Source organism: Streptomyces viridosporus, from assembly GCF_002078235.1.
Classification (GTDB): Bacteria; Actinomycetota; Actinomycetes; order Streptomycetales; family Streptomycetaceae; genus Streptomyces; species Streptomyces viridosporus.
Genome location: NZ_MSGP01000414.1, coordinates 1 through 14,335, shown reverse-complemented (window position 1 = coordinate 14,335; position 14,335 = coordinate 1). Strand labels below are relative to the sequence as shown.

Genomic DNA, 14,335 nt, shown 5'->3' with positions numbered 1-14,335 from the left:
CGGGGCGCCCCGGGGCACGGGGATCCGCCGCCGGGGCGTCCCGGGGCCGCGCGGCCGGGCCCGCCTCCGGCCTGCGGAGCACATCCGGGACTCCGCCCGGCTCGGCGAGGTCCTGGAGCTGCCGCACGAGGGCGCCGAGGTCACCGTCCGGCCGTCCGCTCCGGCCTCGGCCGGCGTTGGACGGTCACGGACAGGACGGACCGATCGACCGGGCCTCGGAGCGAGAGCGGCACCCGGCACCCGGCCTTGACCCCCCGGAGGGCGTGGAGCGGATCCGGGGCGAGGGAGCCGCCGGGAAGGACAACGGCACGGCCCGCGCGCCCAGGGTGCCTGCCGGCCCTCCCCGAGGGTGCCCCGGTCCCTCATCGGGAACCGGGTCCCGGGCCGATGGTCACCACGCGGGCCCAGGCGGGCGGGGTGTCCGGTCCGTGGCCGGGGCCGTCCTCGTCCCCCGACGAGGACGGCCGGGGGAACAGGCCCACCACCGTCCGGCACGGTGGGCGTGTGTCCGGCCAGGGGGTCTGTCCGTCGGTCAGGACGACGACGACATCCGGCCGGGGGCGCGAGGCGAGTGCCCGGGCGAAGCCGGTCCGCAGATCCGTGCCGCCGCCGCCCGTCAGCGGGATCCCCTCGGCACGGCACAGCCGGTGCACGTCGTGGACCGCCGCGTCGCAGGGCACCACGGAGACCATGTCGCGGCGGCCGCCCACGGCACGGGAGATCGCGGCGACCTCCAGCAGCGCGCTGCCCAGTTCGCCGTCGCTGACCGAGCCCGAGGTGTCGATGACGACCGACACCCGGGGCGGTGTGCGCCGCAGGCTCGGCAGGACGACACCGGGCACTCCGGCCGACCGCCGGGCCGGCCGGCCGCGGCTGTAGTCGTCACCCGTGCCGGAGCCGGAGACCGCCGCGCGGAGCGCCGCACCCAGCAACTCCCGCCAGGGCCGGGGCGGGTGGAACGCCTCCTCCGCCCACCGCCGCCACCCTTTCGGCGTACTGCCCGGACGGGCGGTGATGCCCTGCGCCACCCGGAACCGGACCGCGTCGCGTTCCTGCTCGCTGAGGCCGTGCGCGCCGTCCGGGCCCAGGTCCCATTCCCGTTCCAGTCCGTCGGCGCCGCTGCCGCAGTCCAGCCAGACCATGCCCTGGGTGTACGGACCCAGCCGGAACCGGCGCAGGTAGTCCTCCATCAGCTCCCCGGCGGGCAGCCCCAGCGTCCGGGGCAGGACCGCGCCGTCGGGGCACGGCAGGCCGTCGCCGTACACGTCGTCGTTGATCTCGCAGTCGGCGGCGATGTTCATCCGCAGCCGCTCCCCCGGGCCGTTCAGTCCGCGCTCGCGGGCGACCCGGTCGCTGCGTCCGTGGTGGTCGCGCAGCAGGTGCGACACCTCGTGCACCCATACGCCGGCCAGTTCCTCCACCGGCGTGCGGTCCACGAACGCCGGTGAGGCGTAGCACCTCCAGTGCCGGTCGACGGCCATCGTCGGGACGCGCCGGGACTCGACGGGGTGCAGCGCGAACAGCGCCGTCGCGAGGTAGGGCCGGGCGCGGGCGGCCCGCAGCCGGGCGGCGAGGAGCTTGTCGAGGTCGAGTGCGGGGGCCGGTGTCCTCGGCGGACGCGTGGTCATCGGCCCGCCTTCGCACCGACCGCGGTCCGGGCCGCCACGCGGTCGGCGGCGCGGTCCGCCCGCCGGGACAGGGAGACCGCCGAGGCGAGCCGTCCGATCGTCACCGGTACGTCCCAGTCCTCGCGGCGCAGTGCGGCGAGGGTGGTCGCGGGGACGACCACCAGGTCGGGCGCCCCGGTCTCGGCCGCGCGGGCGAGGAGCGCCCATGCGGCGTCCCAGCGGGGCTTCTCGGGGCGTGCGCGCACCGCGGCCACCACCGCGTCGAGCACGGCCTGGCGCAGATCGCCCCGCTCGGGCAGGTCGGCGCCCGTCGGGTCGGCGAGCAGCACCTCGGGGTCGGGGAGGTCCATCCGGTCCAGGCTCGCCAGTAGTTCCAGACCCGGTCCGTCACCGACGGTGCCCCGGACCAGCGGGGAGAGGACGTCGCGGGAGGAGCCGGCCGCGGTCGCGAAGGCGATCAGACGCAGGGTCATCTCCCAGCTGCGCGGCGAGGGCCAGGGACCGCCCCGACGCGTTTCGCCGTCGGGCAGCCGGTGCACGAGCGGGGGCCGGGCGGTGAGGAACCCGCACACCGCGCGGCGGGCGAAGTCCACCGCCTCGGGCAGCTTCTCCGGGTCGAGCCGGGGCAGGGTGGCACGGGGCCAGGTCCCGCCGAGGCCGCGGACGACGACCTCGTGGTCGTGGGTCCACTTCAGGTGCACGAACCGGTTGGCCAGGGGCGGGCTGAGCTCCCAGCCGTCGGCCGCCGAGGCGCGCGGATTGGCGGCTGCCACGATCCGTACGCCGGGCGGCAGCCGAAGAGCGCCGATGCGCCGCTCCAGCACGAGCCGCAGCAGGGCGGCCTGGACGGCGGGCGGGGCGGTGGACAGCTCGTCGAGGAACAGCAGGCCCCGGCCGGCCCGTACCAGGCGCACGGCCCAGTCCGGCGGGGCCATCGGTACGCCCTGTTCGGCGGGGTCGTCCCCGACGACGGGCAACCCGGAGAAGTCCGACGGCTCGTGGACGCTGGCGATCACGGTGGTCAGGGGCAGGTCCAGGGACGCGGCCAGTTGGTTCAGGGCCGCGGTCTTGCCGATCCCCGGCTCGCCCCAGAGCAGGACGGGCAGGTCGGCGGCGACGGCCAGGGTCAGGGCCTCCAGCTGGTCGTCGGGGCGCGGTTCGGTGGAGGTGTCGCGCAGGAGGGCGAGCAGGTCGGCGGCGACGTCGAGTCGCGAGGGCGCGGGAAGGGCGTGGGAAGACATGAGGGATCACCTGGGTGTGATGGTGCACGAGTGGGACGGGGTGGCGGGGGCGCGAGTCCCCGGGGGGTCAGCCGTGGGTCGCGTGGCGCGGGTGCGAGCGGCGGTCGACGGGACGGGGACGCGCCGGGTGGACCCGTTCGGGCGCGGGTCCGCTCAGACCCGACCGGTACAGCCCGTACGTGATCCGCCGCACCGCGGCCGCCTCGAGTTCGTCCCGCAGCGGCCCGCTGCGCAGACGCGCCCCGGGCCCCAGCAGGCCCTCGACGACGGCCAGCGCGCCGGCGATGTCGCCGTGGTCCAGGCGTTCCCGGACGCCGGTGAGGCAGTCCGGGCGCCGGTGTGCCCGGTCGACGGCCTGCAGGCAGGGAAGCGGAGTGCCGGTCAGCGCGGCCAGCAGTTCCTCCCGCCCGATCTCGTCCGGGTCGTGGTCCAGCGGGGTCAGGACGCCGTCGACCAGGCCGATCCGGTGCCGGGCTCCCCGGCACTCCACGAACTGGGGCGTCCCCGCCGGGACCGGTGCCCGGGGCGGGCCGGTCGGCGCGCGCCCCGGCAGGAGCGCGGAGGCGACCAGCGGGTGCAGCCGGTCGGCCTCGAGGGCACCGGTGCGGAGCAGTTCCAGGTCGGGCAGGACGTAGGTCGCCGCCTCGGGCAGGACGGGCAGGGCCGAGGCGGAGCCGTCGGTGGGGGCCGGCCCGATCCGCGGAGCGGGCGCCGCGCGGCCCCCGCCGCCCTCGGCGAGGTCCAGGCGCAGCCGCTGCCGTGTCCCGACGCGCACGAGGACGGGACCGGTCGTCCGCCCCGCGTCGCGGAGCACGATCAGCGCCTCGTCGGCCCAGCGGTCGACGGCACAGTGGTGCCCGGGCGGGAGCGGCCCCGGCGGATCCGGGTCCGCCGCCGGGCCGGGGCCGGCCGGCCGGTCGGCCCCGGCCCGCAGCCGCAGTTCGTCGGACCTGCGCGCGTCCCACAGGTGGCGGTGCAGATCGAGGCGGAACCGCGGGCCGGGACGCGGATGCGGATGCCGGGCGGCACCGGCCCGGAGGCGGTCGCCGTCCCACAGCGCGAGGCCGATGCGCTGACCGCCCTCCGCCCAGGCGGGCGGAGTCCGGACCACCAGATGCACCCGGTCCGGTCCGTCGCGTCCCGTGAGGGCGTACCGGGCCAGGGCGATGGTCAGGCCGGGCCGCAGGAGTCCGTCCGGGGCGATCCGCGGCATGTGCCAACGCAGCAGATCGGGTGCCAGGTGCCGTAGATCGGCCCGGACCCGGGCCGCGAGTTCCCGGCCGTGCGTGCGCGCCAGGTGACGCAGGTTCAGGTCGACGTCGATGCCTGCGGCGGCGCACGCCCCCGCCCAGTCGCCGACGCGTCGGCGGGCGGTCGCAGTCTCGATCATGGAAGGCGGCACGGCGTACTCACGCACGCGCCGCCAGAAGGAAAGGCGGGAATCGCCGTTCGCGGTCCGTGGGTGCATCAGCACTCACCTTGCGCGGACGGGACCCCCCATCTGTGAACGGAGTCAGTCGTCATCGCGGCGAGCATAGCCCGCCGTGTCACGGTCTGTCAGGTGCCTTTCCTCGGCAGCGGCGGTGGGTCTCCGGTGCGGCGATCGGCTCGGCCGGGAGTCAACAGGGCGCCGGGGCGCGGGTGGTGTGAAACGGCCGTCCCGACGGGCATGATCTTGTCATGCACCTGAGGTCCGATGGTCGGGCCGCAGTCCCGTGGAGGTGTGGGATGCACCGAAGACTCGCCACCGCACTCGCCGCTTCGACACTGGCCGTGGCCGGTGTCCTCGGCACCGCCGCAACCGCCGACGCCGCTCCCGCCGACAAGGCTCAGGTCCTCGCGAGCTGGACGCAGACCAGCGCGTCGAGCTACAACCTCTGGAGCGCGGCCCAGGCCAACCAGTCCGCCTGGTCCGCCTACGAGTTCAACTGGTCCACCGACTACTGTTCGTCCTCCCCCGACAACCCGTTCGGCTTCCCCTTCTCGATGTCGTGCGCCCGCCACGACTTCGGTTACCGCAACTACAAGGCCGCGGGTGTCTTCGACGCCAACAAGACGCGGCTGGACAACGCCTTCCACGAGGACCTCAAGCGCGTCTGCACCCGCTACAGCGGCGGCACGAGGACCGCCTGCGACAGCACCGCGTGGACGTACTACCAGGCCGTCAGGGCCTTCGGCTGAGCCCCCGTCCGCCGTGCCGTCGCCGCCGGTCCGGCGACGGCACGGCGGCGACGGTGGGCCCGTGCGGGCTACCGGCGGCCGCGCACCAGAACGTGGAGGAAGTACGGCGTTCCGATCACGGCCGTCATCAGGCCGGCGCCCAGCTGGGCCGGTGCGATCACCGTGCGGCCCAACAGGTCCGCCGCGCACACCAGTACGGCGCCGAGCAGCAGCGCGACCGGCACGACGCGGGTGTGCCGCCGGCCCACCAGGGCCCGCGCCGCGTGCGGGGCGACCAGGCCGACGAAGCCGATGGTGCCGGCGGCGGCCACGGCGGTGGCGGTGAGCAGCACGCTCAGGACGAGGAAGCCCGACCTCCCCCGGCCCAGGTCGAGTCCGAGCAGCCGGGGGGTGTCCTCGTCGAGGGAGACGAGGTCGAGTTCCCGGTGCCGTACGGCGGCCACCGCGACGCCGGCGGCGAGGACGACCGCGAGGGGCAGGACGTCGGGCAGGGTCCGGCCGTAGGTGGATCCCGACAGCCAGGTGAGGGCCTTCGTGGCGTTGAACGGATCGGTGAGCACGATCAGCAGGCTGATCAGGGCCGTCGTCGCGGTCGCGGCACCGATGCCGACGAGCACCAGCCGGTTCTGCCCGAACCCCCCGCGCGCGGCGAGGCCGAACACGACGACCGCGGTGACCGCGGACCCCGCGAAGGCCGCCCCCGCGACGTCCCACGTCCCGGCGACGGGCACCGTCGTCACGAGGACCACCGCGCCGAGCGCGCCGCCGCCGGAGACGCCGAGCACGGAGGGTTCCGCCAGCGGGTTGCGGGTGACGGCCTGCACCAGGGTTCCGGCCAGCGCGAGCGCGGCGCCCGCGAGGAGCGCGGCGAGCACCCGTGGGATGCGGGTGTCCAGGACGAAGGAGACGGTCCGGCCGGCCCGGCCCTGCGCCCAGTTGACCACGTCGCCCAGCAGCAGCTTGCTGTCGCCCAGCAGGACGGCGGCGATCACCGTGCCGACCAGGACGAGGGCGAGCACGGTGAGCGTGGTCAGGAAGACCCCGCGGCTGCGGACGCGCAGCTTGTCCGGTGCGGCGGCACCGGCGGTGTCGCGCAGCCGGGCCGCCATCACTACGAGGAACACCGCTCCGAGGAGGCTGGTGACCACGCCGGTGGGCACGGCGACGGCGGTGTCCGCGGCCACGAGGGCGCGCAGCAGCACGTCGGCCCCGAGCACCAGCGCGGCACCGACCAGACCGGCGGTCGGCACGGCCGCCCGGAGCCGCAGGAGCCCCCGCAGCCGGCGGCCGAGCGGCCGGACGAGCGCCGGGGCGCACAGGCCGACGAACCCGATCGGGCCGGCCAGGGTGACGGCCGCCGCGGACAGCAGGGTCGCCAGCACGACCGCCGTGACCCGGGTCGCCCGCACGGGGACGCCGAGGCCGCGGGCCGCGTCGTCGCCGAGGGCGAGGGCGTCGACCCGGCGGGCGACGAGCAGGAGCCCGACGAGTCCGACGACGGCGACGGGCGCCATCCGGACCACGCCGTCGAAGCCGTTCTGGCCGATGCTGCCCTGGTTCCACTGGTAGAGGCCCTCGGTCTCCTGCGGGAACAGCAGCAGGAGGCCCTGGGTGACGGCGGTGAGCCCGAGGGCGAGCGCGGTGCCGGCGAGGACGAGCCGCACCGTTCCCGCGCCGAGCCCGGACAGGCCGAGCACCACGGCCGCCGCCGCGAGCCCTCCGGCGAAGGCGACGCCGGAGGAGGCCAGGAAGGGCAGCGACACGCCGGTGACGGAGACGAGCCCGAGGGCGAAGTAGGAACCCGCGTTGACCGCGAGGGTGTCCGGGGAGGCCAGGACGTTGCGGCTGACGGCCTGCAGCGCGGCACCGGCCATGCCCAGTGCCGCGCCCACGAGCAGGCCGGCGGCCGTCCTGGGCAGCCGCGAGGCGATGACGACGGACGCGTCGGCCGGGTCGGCGCGCCCGGTGAGGGCCTTGAGCACCTCGGCCGGGCCGACCGCGGCCGTGCCCTGGGTGACGTCGACGACGGCCAGGGCCGCGACCAGGAGCACGAGCGCGCCCGTCACCGCGGCCGCGCCCGCCCGGGACGTGGCCGTCGCCGGGCGGGTGGTGGGAGTCGTAGCGGTGACGGCCATCGCGCTACTTCGTCAGCGCCTCGACGACGGCGTCGGCGTACTGCTCCATCGAGCCGGTGCCGCCGAACATCCAGATGCCGTCGGACAGCCGGTGGACGTCACCGGACTTCACGAACGGCAGGGACTTCCACACGGAGTTCCCGGCGAGTTCCTTGCCGAAGGGGTCGCTGCTCGGGTCCTTGTCGTTGCCGATGTAGACGAACCGGACCTTCCCCAGGCCGGTCAGTCCCTCGACGTCGGTGGCGGCCAGGCCGTAGCTCTCGTCGCCCTTCGTCCTCCAGGCGTTCTTCAGGCCGAGCCGCTCGTTGACCCCGCCGATGAGGGAACCGGCGGTGTAGGGGCGCACGGAGACCTGGTTGGAGGTGACGTAGCCGTCGGCAAAGGCGATTTCCGCACCGTCGAGACCGGCGTCGGCGAGGGCCTTCCTGCCCTCGGCGAGCTTCGCCTCGAAGTCCTTCTTCAGGGTGGCCGCCCGCTCGGTGGTGCCGGTGGCCTCGGCGATGAGGTCGACGTTCCCCAGCATCCGCCCGACCGGGTCGGAGGCGTCGGCGGGCTCGACCGCCAGGACCGGGGCGACCTTGCGCAACTGCTCGACGGCGGAGGGCTGCAGGTCGGTGGTGGCGACGATGAGGTCGGGCTTCAGCGAGGCGATGGTGTCCATGCTGGGTTCGCCGCGGGTGCCGATGTCCTCGGGCTCGTTCGTGAGCGGGACCGCGGTGTTCCAGGTCTTGTAGCCCTTGACGTCGGCGACACCGACGGGGTCGACCCCGAGCGAGATCAGGTGCTCGACGACGTTCCACTCGGTGCCGACGACCTTCTTGGCGGGGCCGTCGAGTTCCACCTCGGCGCCGGAGGCGTCGGTGAGGGTGATGGCCCCGGTGGACTCCTCGGAGGCGTCGGCGGCGGGTTCGGTGGTGCCGCAGGCGGTCAGCAGCAGGGCGGCGGCCAGGGGCGCGGTGAGCAGGAGGCGTCTCATGAGGTGGTGCGGAGCCTTTCGGTTCGGGTGTGGTGGCGGCCGATGGCGCGGGTGCGCAGCCGGCCGGTCAGGGGGTCGGTGTCGACCTCGATCCGGATGCCGTAGACCTCGGTCAGGCGCTCCGGTGTCAGGACGTCCTCGGGCCGTCCCCCGGCGACGACGCGTCCGCCCGCGAGCAGCACGACCCGGTCGGCGACGGCCGCCGCCTGGTCGAGGTCGTGCAGGACGACGCCGACGGCGATGTCGTGGTCGTCGGCCAGGTCGCGCATGAGGTCGAGGAGTTCGACCTGGTAGCGGAGGTCGAGGTAGGTGGTGGGCTCGTCGAGGAGGAGGACGCCCGTCTCCTGGGCGAGGCAGCCGGCCAGCCACACGCGCTGGAGCTGTCCGCCGGAGAGGTGCTCGGCCCCGCGCTCGGCGAGTTCCGTGACGCCGGTCAGGGCGAGCGCGCGGTCCACGGCGGCGCGGCCACCGGGGTCCGACCCGCCCCATCGGCCGCGGTGCGGGTAACGGCCGAACTCGACGACGTCCCGCACGCTCAGACCGCTGGGGGTGGGGCGGCCCTGCAGCAGCAGGGCCACGCGGCGGGAGAACTCCCGGGGACCGAGCGCGAGGGCGTCGGTGTCGGCGTCGAGGGTGAGCGTGGCCCGTCGCGGCCGCTGCAGCCGGGCGACGGTGCGCAGCAGTGTCGACTTTCCGCTGCCGTTCGGGCCCACCAGGGCGGTCACTTCGCCCGGCCGCAGGGTCAGCGCGGCGCCGTGCACCACGTCCGTACCGTCGTACGCCACGGTCACATCGGTGGCCGACAGTTCGTGCCCGCGCGGGCCCGGGGTCGCCTCTTCACCAAGTATCACGAGGCAAGGTTAGCCTAACCTTATCTCGCGTCACCGGGCGGTGCCCCGGGAGCGGCCGGAGGTGCCTGTCGGGCCCTCAGAAGGCGTAGCGGACAATCAGCCACGGGGTGTGGCGTGCGACCAGTTCGCGCAGGTCCCCGAGGGCCCGGCGCTTGACGTCGTCGCGGTAGCGGAGGTTGAGGGCGCCGTTCTGGGACCGCTTGGTCTGCTGCACCGCGGGCTGCCACAGCACGTCCTCGCCGCGCGGGTGCCAGCGCAGGTTGAGCTCGTGCAGATCGGCGTTGTGCGTGAGCATGATGATCTCGGCCCGCGCCTGCCGCTTGACGCGCGCCGGCAGGACGTCGTCCATGTGCCGCAGCAGTTCCGCCCAGGCGTCCCGCCAGCCGGGGCGGATGACGACGGGTGAGAGGTTGAAGTGCACCTCGTAGCCGGCGTCGAGGAAGTCCGCGGCGGCGGCGATCCGCCGGTCGACCGGGCTGGTGCGCAGGTCCAGCAGGCGCGAGTCGTCGGCGGGCATCACCGAGAACCGGACGCGGGTACGGCCGCGCGGATCCAGGTCCAGCAGGTCGGGGTTGACGAACTTGGTCGCGAAGGACGCCTTCGCGGTGGGCCACTCGCGGAAGGCGCGGACCAGGTCGGCGGTGTTGTCGCACACCAGGGCGTCGACCGCGCAGTCGCCGTTCTCCCCGACGTCGTACACCCACGCCTCGGGGTCGCACTGGTTGGGCTCGGGTTTGCGGCCCTGGGCGGCGACGTGGCGGCCGAGGTGGGCGAGGATGCGGTCGATGTTGGTGAAGACGGTGATCGGGTTGGCGAAGCCCTTGCGGCGGGGCACGTAGCAGTACACGCAGGACAGGGCGCAGCCGTTGGACGGGCCGGGGGCGATCCAGTCGGCGGAGCGGCCGTTGGGGCGCATGGTGAGCGTCTTCTTCACGCCCAGCACCAGGGTCCGGCGTTTGATCCGCATCCAGTCGTCGGCGCTGCCCTCGTTGCCGTGCAGCTCGGGGATGCGCCAGTGGGAGTCCACCTCGATCAGCCGGGCCCCGGGGAAGCGGGCGAGGATCTGCCGGCCGCGGGGCGAGGCGGCCGCGGCCGGTTCGGCGTGGATCTCACGGATGGCGAGGAGGCGGCGCGCCCGCGCCGAGTCGCGGAAGGCCCCGCCCGGCGGCGGGGTCGGCTCGTCGGCCCCGGCCCGGGGCATCGCGTCGAGCCCGAAGAGCGGTTCCTGCGGGTGGGGGGACGGGAAAGAGCGGGGACTCAAGGTGCTCGTCGGCCTCTCCGGTGCGGCGGTCCCCGCGGCGGCGAGGCGGTACGGCGTGCCGGGCGTCCGGCCGGTGGCCGGGCCCCTCGTCGGTGACGGCCTCCTGCCGGGCCGGGGAAGCGGAACCGGCCGGGCACCTGCCGCCCTCCCACTGTACGGCGGCCACCCGGTGAACCACGGAGGGCGACACCCCGGGACCGGGGTCCTCCCGGGGCTCGCGGGAGCCGGGCCGCGGCCGGTTCCGTTCCCGAGCCGCGCGGAGCCGGGGCCGGGATGCGCACGGCATCCCGGCCCCGGCTCCGAAGCCCCCGGCGGCGTGCTCAGAGCTGGGTGGTGAAGCGCTCCCAGACGCGGTGGGAGCCCAGCAGCCGCTTGAGCTGTTCGAGGGCGGAGGGACCGGAGTCGGCGACGACCACGCCGGGCGCGTCGGCGGGGACGCCGGCCGCCTCGAGGGCCGCCTCGCCGCCCGCCCACGCGCCGATGGCCTTGCCGTGCCGGAAGGCCTCGGACAGCAGCAGCCCGACCCGCGGATCGGTGGTCGTCCGCCGGGCGGCGGAGGGTGCTCCCTTGGCGTCGCGGGCGCCGTGGGCGTCGTCGCCCACGGCGGGCGCGCCGGCCAGCAGGACGGCGTCGAACTCGATGGAACGGGCGGTGACGTAGCTGCGCTGCGCGGTCAGCGCGTCCGCGCCCGTGCCGAGGGTGCCGCCGGTCGGCGCGACGACCAGAGGGACCATGCCGGCCTCGAGCACCGCCTCGCGCACGGCGCGCACGCCCTCGAGGTCGCCGTCCGGACCCGCGACGATGCCGATGATGCGCCCGTCCGTGGGCCAGGTCCGCCCGACCTGGGAGAGCGCCGGGCTCGGCTCGACGTCGGCCAGGGGCACGGTGGGTTCCGGCGCGGGCAGGCCGAGCCCTTCGGCGACCCGGGAGCACAGCTCGGGGTCGATGTTGGCCAGGACCTGGAGGGCGCGTTCCCTGACGGCCTGCTCGTAGCACTTGCCGAGTTCGAAGGTGTAGGCGCCGACGATGTGTTCGCGCTCCACCGGGCTCATGCTCAGCCAGAAGCGGCGGGGCTGGCTGAAGTGGTCGGCGAAGGACTCGGGGGCCTCGCGCACCTTCGTCGCCTCGGGGACCCGTACGGGGGTCTCGACGTACGCGCCGGTGTCGGCTCCGGCGGCGAACGGGCAGCCGCCGTCGAGCGAGTTGGGCCGGTACGGGGCGACGCCCCGGTGCACGGCGGTCTGGTGCATGCCGTCCCGGAGCATGTCGTTGACCGGCGCGTGGGGCCGGTTGATGGGCAGCTGGGGGAAGTTGGGGCCGCCCAGCCGGGTGATCTGGGTGTCGAGGTAGGAGAAGAGGCGTCCCGCGAGCAGCGGGTCGTCGGTGATGTCGATGCCGGGGACGAGGTGGCCGACGTGGAAGGCGACCTGCTCGGTCTCGGTGAAGAAGTTCGAGGGGTTGCGGTTGAGGGTGAGCAGTCCGATCGGCTGCACCGGGGCGAGTTCCTCGGGGACGATGTTCGTCGAGTCCAGCAGGTCGATGCCCTCGAAGGTCTGGTCCGGGGTGTCGGGGAAGGTCTGGATGCCCAGTTCCCACTCCGGGTACGCGCCGGCCTCGATGGCGTCGGCGAGGTCCCGGCGGTGGAAGTCGGGGTCGACGCCGCCCGCGATCTGCGCCTCCTCCCACACCAGGGAGTGCACGCCCAGCTTGGGCTTCCAGTGGAACTTCACCAGCGTGGTGGAGCCGTCGGCGGCGACCAGGCGGAAGGTGTGGACGCCGAAACCCTCCATCGTCCGGTAGGACCGCGGGATGCCCCGGTCGGACATGTTCCACAGGGTGTGGTGGGTGGCCTCGGTGTGCAGGGTGACGAAGTCCCAGAAGGTGTCGTGGGCGCTCTGCGCCTGCGGGATCTCCCGGTCCGGGTGGGGTTTTCCGGCGTGGATGACGTCGGGGAACTTGATGGCGTCCTGGATGAAGAACACGGGGATGTTGTTGCCGACCAGGTCGAAGACGCCCTCTTCGGTGTAGAACTTGGTCGCGAAACCCCGGGTGTCGCGCACCGTGTCGGCGGATCCGCGGGAACCCAGCACCGTGGAGAAGCGCACGAACACCGGGGTCTCGACGTCCTTGGCCAGGAACGCCGCCTTGGTCACGGAGGCCGCGGTGCCGTAGCTCTTGAAGACGCCGTGGGCCGCCGCGCCGCGGGCGTGGACGACGCGCTCCGGGATGCGCTCGTGGTCGAAGTGCATGACCTTTTCGCGCAGGTGGTGGTCCTGGAGCAGCACGGGTCCGCGCGGGCCCGCCTTGAGCGAGTGGTCGGTGTCGTACAGCCGGGCCCCCTGGGCGGTGGTCAGGTAGCTCCCGGCCTGGGCGACCCGGCCCTGGTCGGCGCCGGTGGCCTGGCCGGTCGGCGACATGGTGGCCGGGCCGCTCTGGTCCGGCTTGGGCGGCAGCGGCTCACGGGGCTCGGTCGGCTCGGCCACGGTCGGCGACTCGGGGCCCGGCTTGCCGGGGATGCCGTCCTCCGGGGCCGCGTCGCCCTGAAGGCCTTCGGTGATCTTCCGGGCTGCCTTCTTGATGGGGTGAGCCTCGCTCATGGGGTGACGCTCCTCCACTTCGTGCCGGCCGCGGACGGGGCGGCCGGGTGTTCAGATGCGGACTGCGGGCGTCCGACGGGACAAAACGCAGGAAAAGGGATCCTGTCCGCCAACGTCTCACGACGAGACCCCCCGCGCAGGGGGCGGGCACCGATGGGGTGACACCCCACCGCGGCGTCCGCGTCCCGCGCTCCCTTCCCCGCTCTCCTCCTGCCGGATCCGACCACCCCGTTCGCGTACCCACGTCCGGGGAGTCAAGGCAGGGAAGATCCGGCGCTCACCGCGGGCGGGTCACTCCCCCGCCCGCCGCCCCCGGCGGTACCGGGCCCCGGGGTGGCCGGCGGGCGGCGCGGCCGACGGCCGGCGAGCCGGTCCTTCGCGGTTCCGCACCGGATTCAGAACAGCTGCTCCTGCTCGGCGGAGTCCGTCCGGCGCGGGAGGCGGCGCGGGGCGGGGCGCCGGGCCGGCGCGTCCTCCCCGAACAGGGGCGCCGTGCCGTACTCGTCGGGCTCGGCCGGCACCACGACGGGCCCGGTTCCCACGTTCAGGCACAGCGGGGCGTCCCGGTCGAAGTCCGCCGGCGTCATGGCCGTCCAGTCGCGTTCCCGACGCTCACTCACCGACGCTCCGCATCCCCGTCCATGGTTCTCGTCCCCACCTCGTTCCCCGATGTGCCGGTCCTCAACGGGGCCGTCGGGACAGGGCGGGGGCCGGGGCCCGGTCGGTCCGACCGGTCCGGCGTGCGGCCAGGCTATCGCTCGTTCCGCGAGCCACGAGCGATGCGTGCGACGGCGCCGCCCACCCGGGAGACGCGCGTCGCACTCGCGCACCTGTCACATTCCGGGGAGCTGTCACGTCAGTGGTGTGTCACCGCGGATTCGAGCAAGGAGCTCACCATGCACGCACGTCTCGACTTCTTCGGCAACCCGCTCGCGGCCAAGGTGCTGAGGCACATCAACTCGGCGGGCAAGGCGGTCTCGGACTCGGGCCTGCCGGCCGCGACCCAGGAACTGGTGAAGATCCGGGCCAGCCAGATCAACGGCTGCGGCTTCTGCACCGACATGCACACCAAGGACGCCGCGGCGGCGGGAGAGACCTCGCTGCGGCTGAACCTGGTCGCCGCCTGGCGGGAGGCGACGGTCTTCACCGAGGCCGAGCGGGCCGCCCTGGAACTGGCGGAACAGGGCACCCGGATCGCCGACGCGGCCGGCGGGGTCACCGACGAGGCCTGGGCGAACGCCGCCCAGCACTACGACGAGGACCAGCTCGTCGCACTGATCTCCCTCATCGCCGTCATCAACACCTACAACCGCGTCAACGTCATCAACCGGCAGCCCGCCGGCGGCTACCGGCCCGGCCAGTTCGGCTGAGCCGGGGCATCCGGCCCGGTCCGGACACGGAAGGAGGGGCGCGCCGCTCGGCGGCGCGCCCCTCCTTCCGTGTTTTCGTCCTTCCGTTCTCCGCG

11 protein-coding genes are annotated in these 14,335 nt (G+C 74.6%); 2 read left to right on the top strand and 9 right to left on the bottom strand.

The genetic code is table 11. The annotated features are described in order from the left end of the window. Window positions 1-362 precede the first annotated feature (362 nt). From B7L92_RS27225 to B7L92_RS27215, 3 genes are all read right to left on the bottom strand, one after another. The gene (locus B7L92_RS27225; protein WP_081240014.1) at window positions 363-1,628 is read right to left on the bottom strand and encodes a vWA domain-containing protein; all 1,266 of its coding nucleotides are present in this window, start codon (window positions 1,626-1,628) and stop codon (window positions 363-365) included. Next, window positions 1,625-2,869, bottom strand: a complete 1,245-nt coding sequence (locus B7L92_RS27220) for an AAA family ATPase (RefSeq protein WP_081240013.1) — start codon at window positions 2,867-2,869, stop codon at window positions 1,625-1,627. The genes B7L92_RS27225 and B7L92_RS27220 overlap by 4 nt, the downstream gene beginning before the upstream one ends. A gap of 67 nt (window positions 2,870-2,936) precedes the next feature. Further along, a complete protein-coding gene (locus B7L92_RS27215) occupies window positions 2,937-4,337 on the bottom strand; it encodes a hypothetical protein (protein ID WP_081240012.1) in 1,401 nt (466 codons plus the stop codon). A gap of 260 nt (window positions 4,338-4,597) precedes the next feature. On the opposite strand from B7L92_RS27215, the gene B7L92_RS27210 reads away from it, so the two are divergent. After that, on the top strand, window positions 4,598-5,050 hold the full coding sequence (locus B7L92_RS27210; protein WP_081240011.1) for a phospholipase: 453 nt from the start codon (window positions 4,598-4,600) through the stop codon (window positions 5,048-5,050). A gap of 68 nt (window positions 5,051-5,118) precedes the next feature. On the opposite strand, the gene B7L92_RS27205 is transcribed toward B7L92_RS27210, so the two are convergent. The 6 genes from B7L92_RS27205 to B7L92_RS27180 form a co-directional block, all read right to left on the bottom strand. Beyond that, the gene (locus B7L92_RS27205) at window positions 5,119-7,185 is read right to left on the bottom strand and encodes an iron ABC transporter permease (RefSeq protein WP_081240010.1); all 2,067 of its coding nucleotides are present in this window, start codon (window positions 7,183-7,185) and stop codon (window positions 5,119-5,121) included. Window positions 7,186-7,189: 4 nt separating this feature from the next. Further along, window positions 7,190-8,161: an ABC transporter substrate-binding protein gene (locus B7L92_RS27200; RefSeq protein WP_081240009.1), complete on the bottom strand. Its 972-nt coding sequence runs from the start codon at window positions 8,159-8,161 to the stop codon at window positions 7,190-7,192. After that, entirely contained in the window at window positions 8,158-9,012 is an 855-nt protein-coding gene (locus tag B7L92_RS27195) for an ABC transporter ATP-binding protein (RefSeq protein ID WP_081240008.1), read from the bottom strand. Before B7L92_RS27195 ends, B7L92_RS27200 begins: the two co-directional genes overlap by 4 nt. Before the next feature lie 76 nt (window positions 9,013-9,088). Next, window positions 9,089-10,213: a spore photoproduct lyase family protein gene (locus B7L92_RS27190; protein WP_081240007.1), complete on the bottom strand. Its 1,125-nt coding sequence runs from the start codon at window positions 10,211-10,213 to the stop codon at window positions 9,089-9,091. A 380-nt stretch (window positions 10,214-10,593) separates the two neighbouring features. Next, complete coding sequence (locus B7L92_RS27185) at window positions 10,594-12,870, bottom strand: catalase (RefSeq protein ID WP_081240006.1); 2,277 nt, start codon at window positions 12,868-12,870, stop codon at window positions 10,594-10,596. Between the two features lie 395 nt (window positions 12,871-13,265). After that, complete coding sequence (locus B7L92_RS27180) at window positions 13,266-13,490, bottom strand: hypothetical protein (protein WP_004979318.1); 225 nt, start codon at window positions 13,488-13,490, stop codon at window positions 13,266-13,268. 276 nt (window positions 13,491-13,766) lie between these two features. On the opposite strand from B7L92_RS27180, the gene B7L92_RS27175 reads away from it, so the two are divergent. Then, entirely contained in the window at window positions 13,767-14,240 is a 474-nt protein-coding gene (locus B7L92_RS27175; protein WP_081240005.1) for a carboxymuconolactone decarboxylase family protein, read from the top strand. Window positions 14,241-14,335: the final 95 nt, after the last annotated feature.

Bases quoted from the DNA above. Each gene is read 5' to 3' on its own strand.
- B7L92_RS27225 (WP_081240014.1), bottom strand. From the start codon at position 1,628: ATGACCACGCGTCCGCCGAGGACACCGGCCCCCGCACTCGACCTCGAC.
- B7L92_RS27220 (WP_081240013.1), bottom strand. From the start codon at position 2,869: ATGTCTTCCCACGCCCTTCCCGCGCCCTCGCGACTCGACGTCGCCGCC.
- B7L92_RS27215 (WP_081240012.1), bottom strand. From the start codon at position 4,337: ATGCACCCACGGACCGCGAACGGCGATTCCCGCCTTTCCTTCTGGCGG.
- B7L92_RS27210 (WP_081240011.1), top strand. From the start codon at position 4,598: ATGCACCGAAGACTCGCCACCGCACTCGCCGCTTCGACACTGGCCGTG.
- B7L92_RS27205 (WP_081240010.1), bottom strand. From the start codon at position 7,185: ATGGCCGTCACCGCTACGACTCCCACCACCCGCCCGGCGACGGCCACG.
- B7L92_RS27200 (WP_081240009.1), bottom strand. From the start codon at position 8,161: ATGAGACGCCTCCTGCTCACCGCGCCCCTGGCCGCCGCCCTGCTGCTG.
- B7L92_RS27190 (WP_081240007.1), bottom strand. From the start codon at position 10,213: ATGCCCCGGGCCGGGGCCGACGAGCCGACCCCGCCGCCGGGCGGGGCC.
- B7L92_RS27185 (WP_081240006.1), bottom strand. From the start codon at position 12,870: ATGAGCGAGGCTCACCCCATCAAGAAGGCAGCCCGGAAGATCACCGAA.
- B7L92_RS27175 (WP_081240005.1), top strand. From the start codon at position 13,767: ATGCACGCACGTCTCGACTTCTTCGGCAACCCGCTCGCGGCCAAGGTG.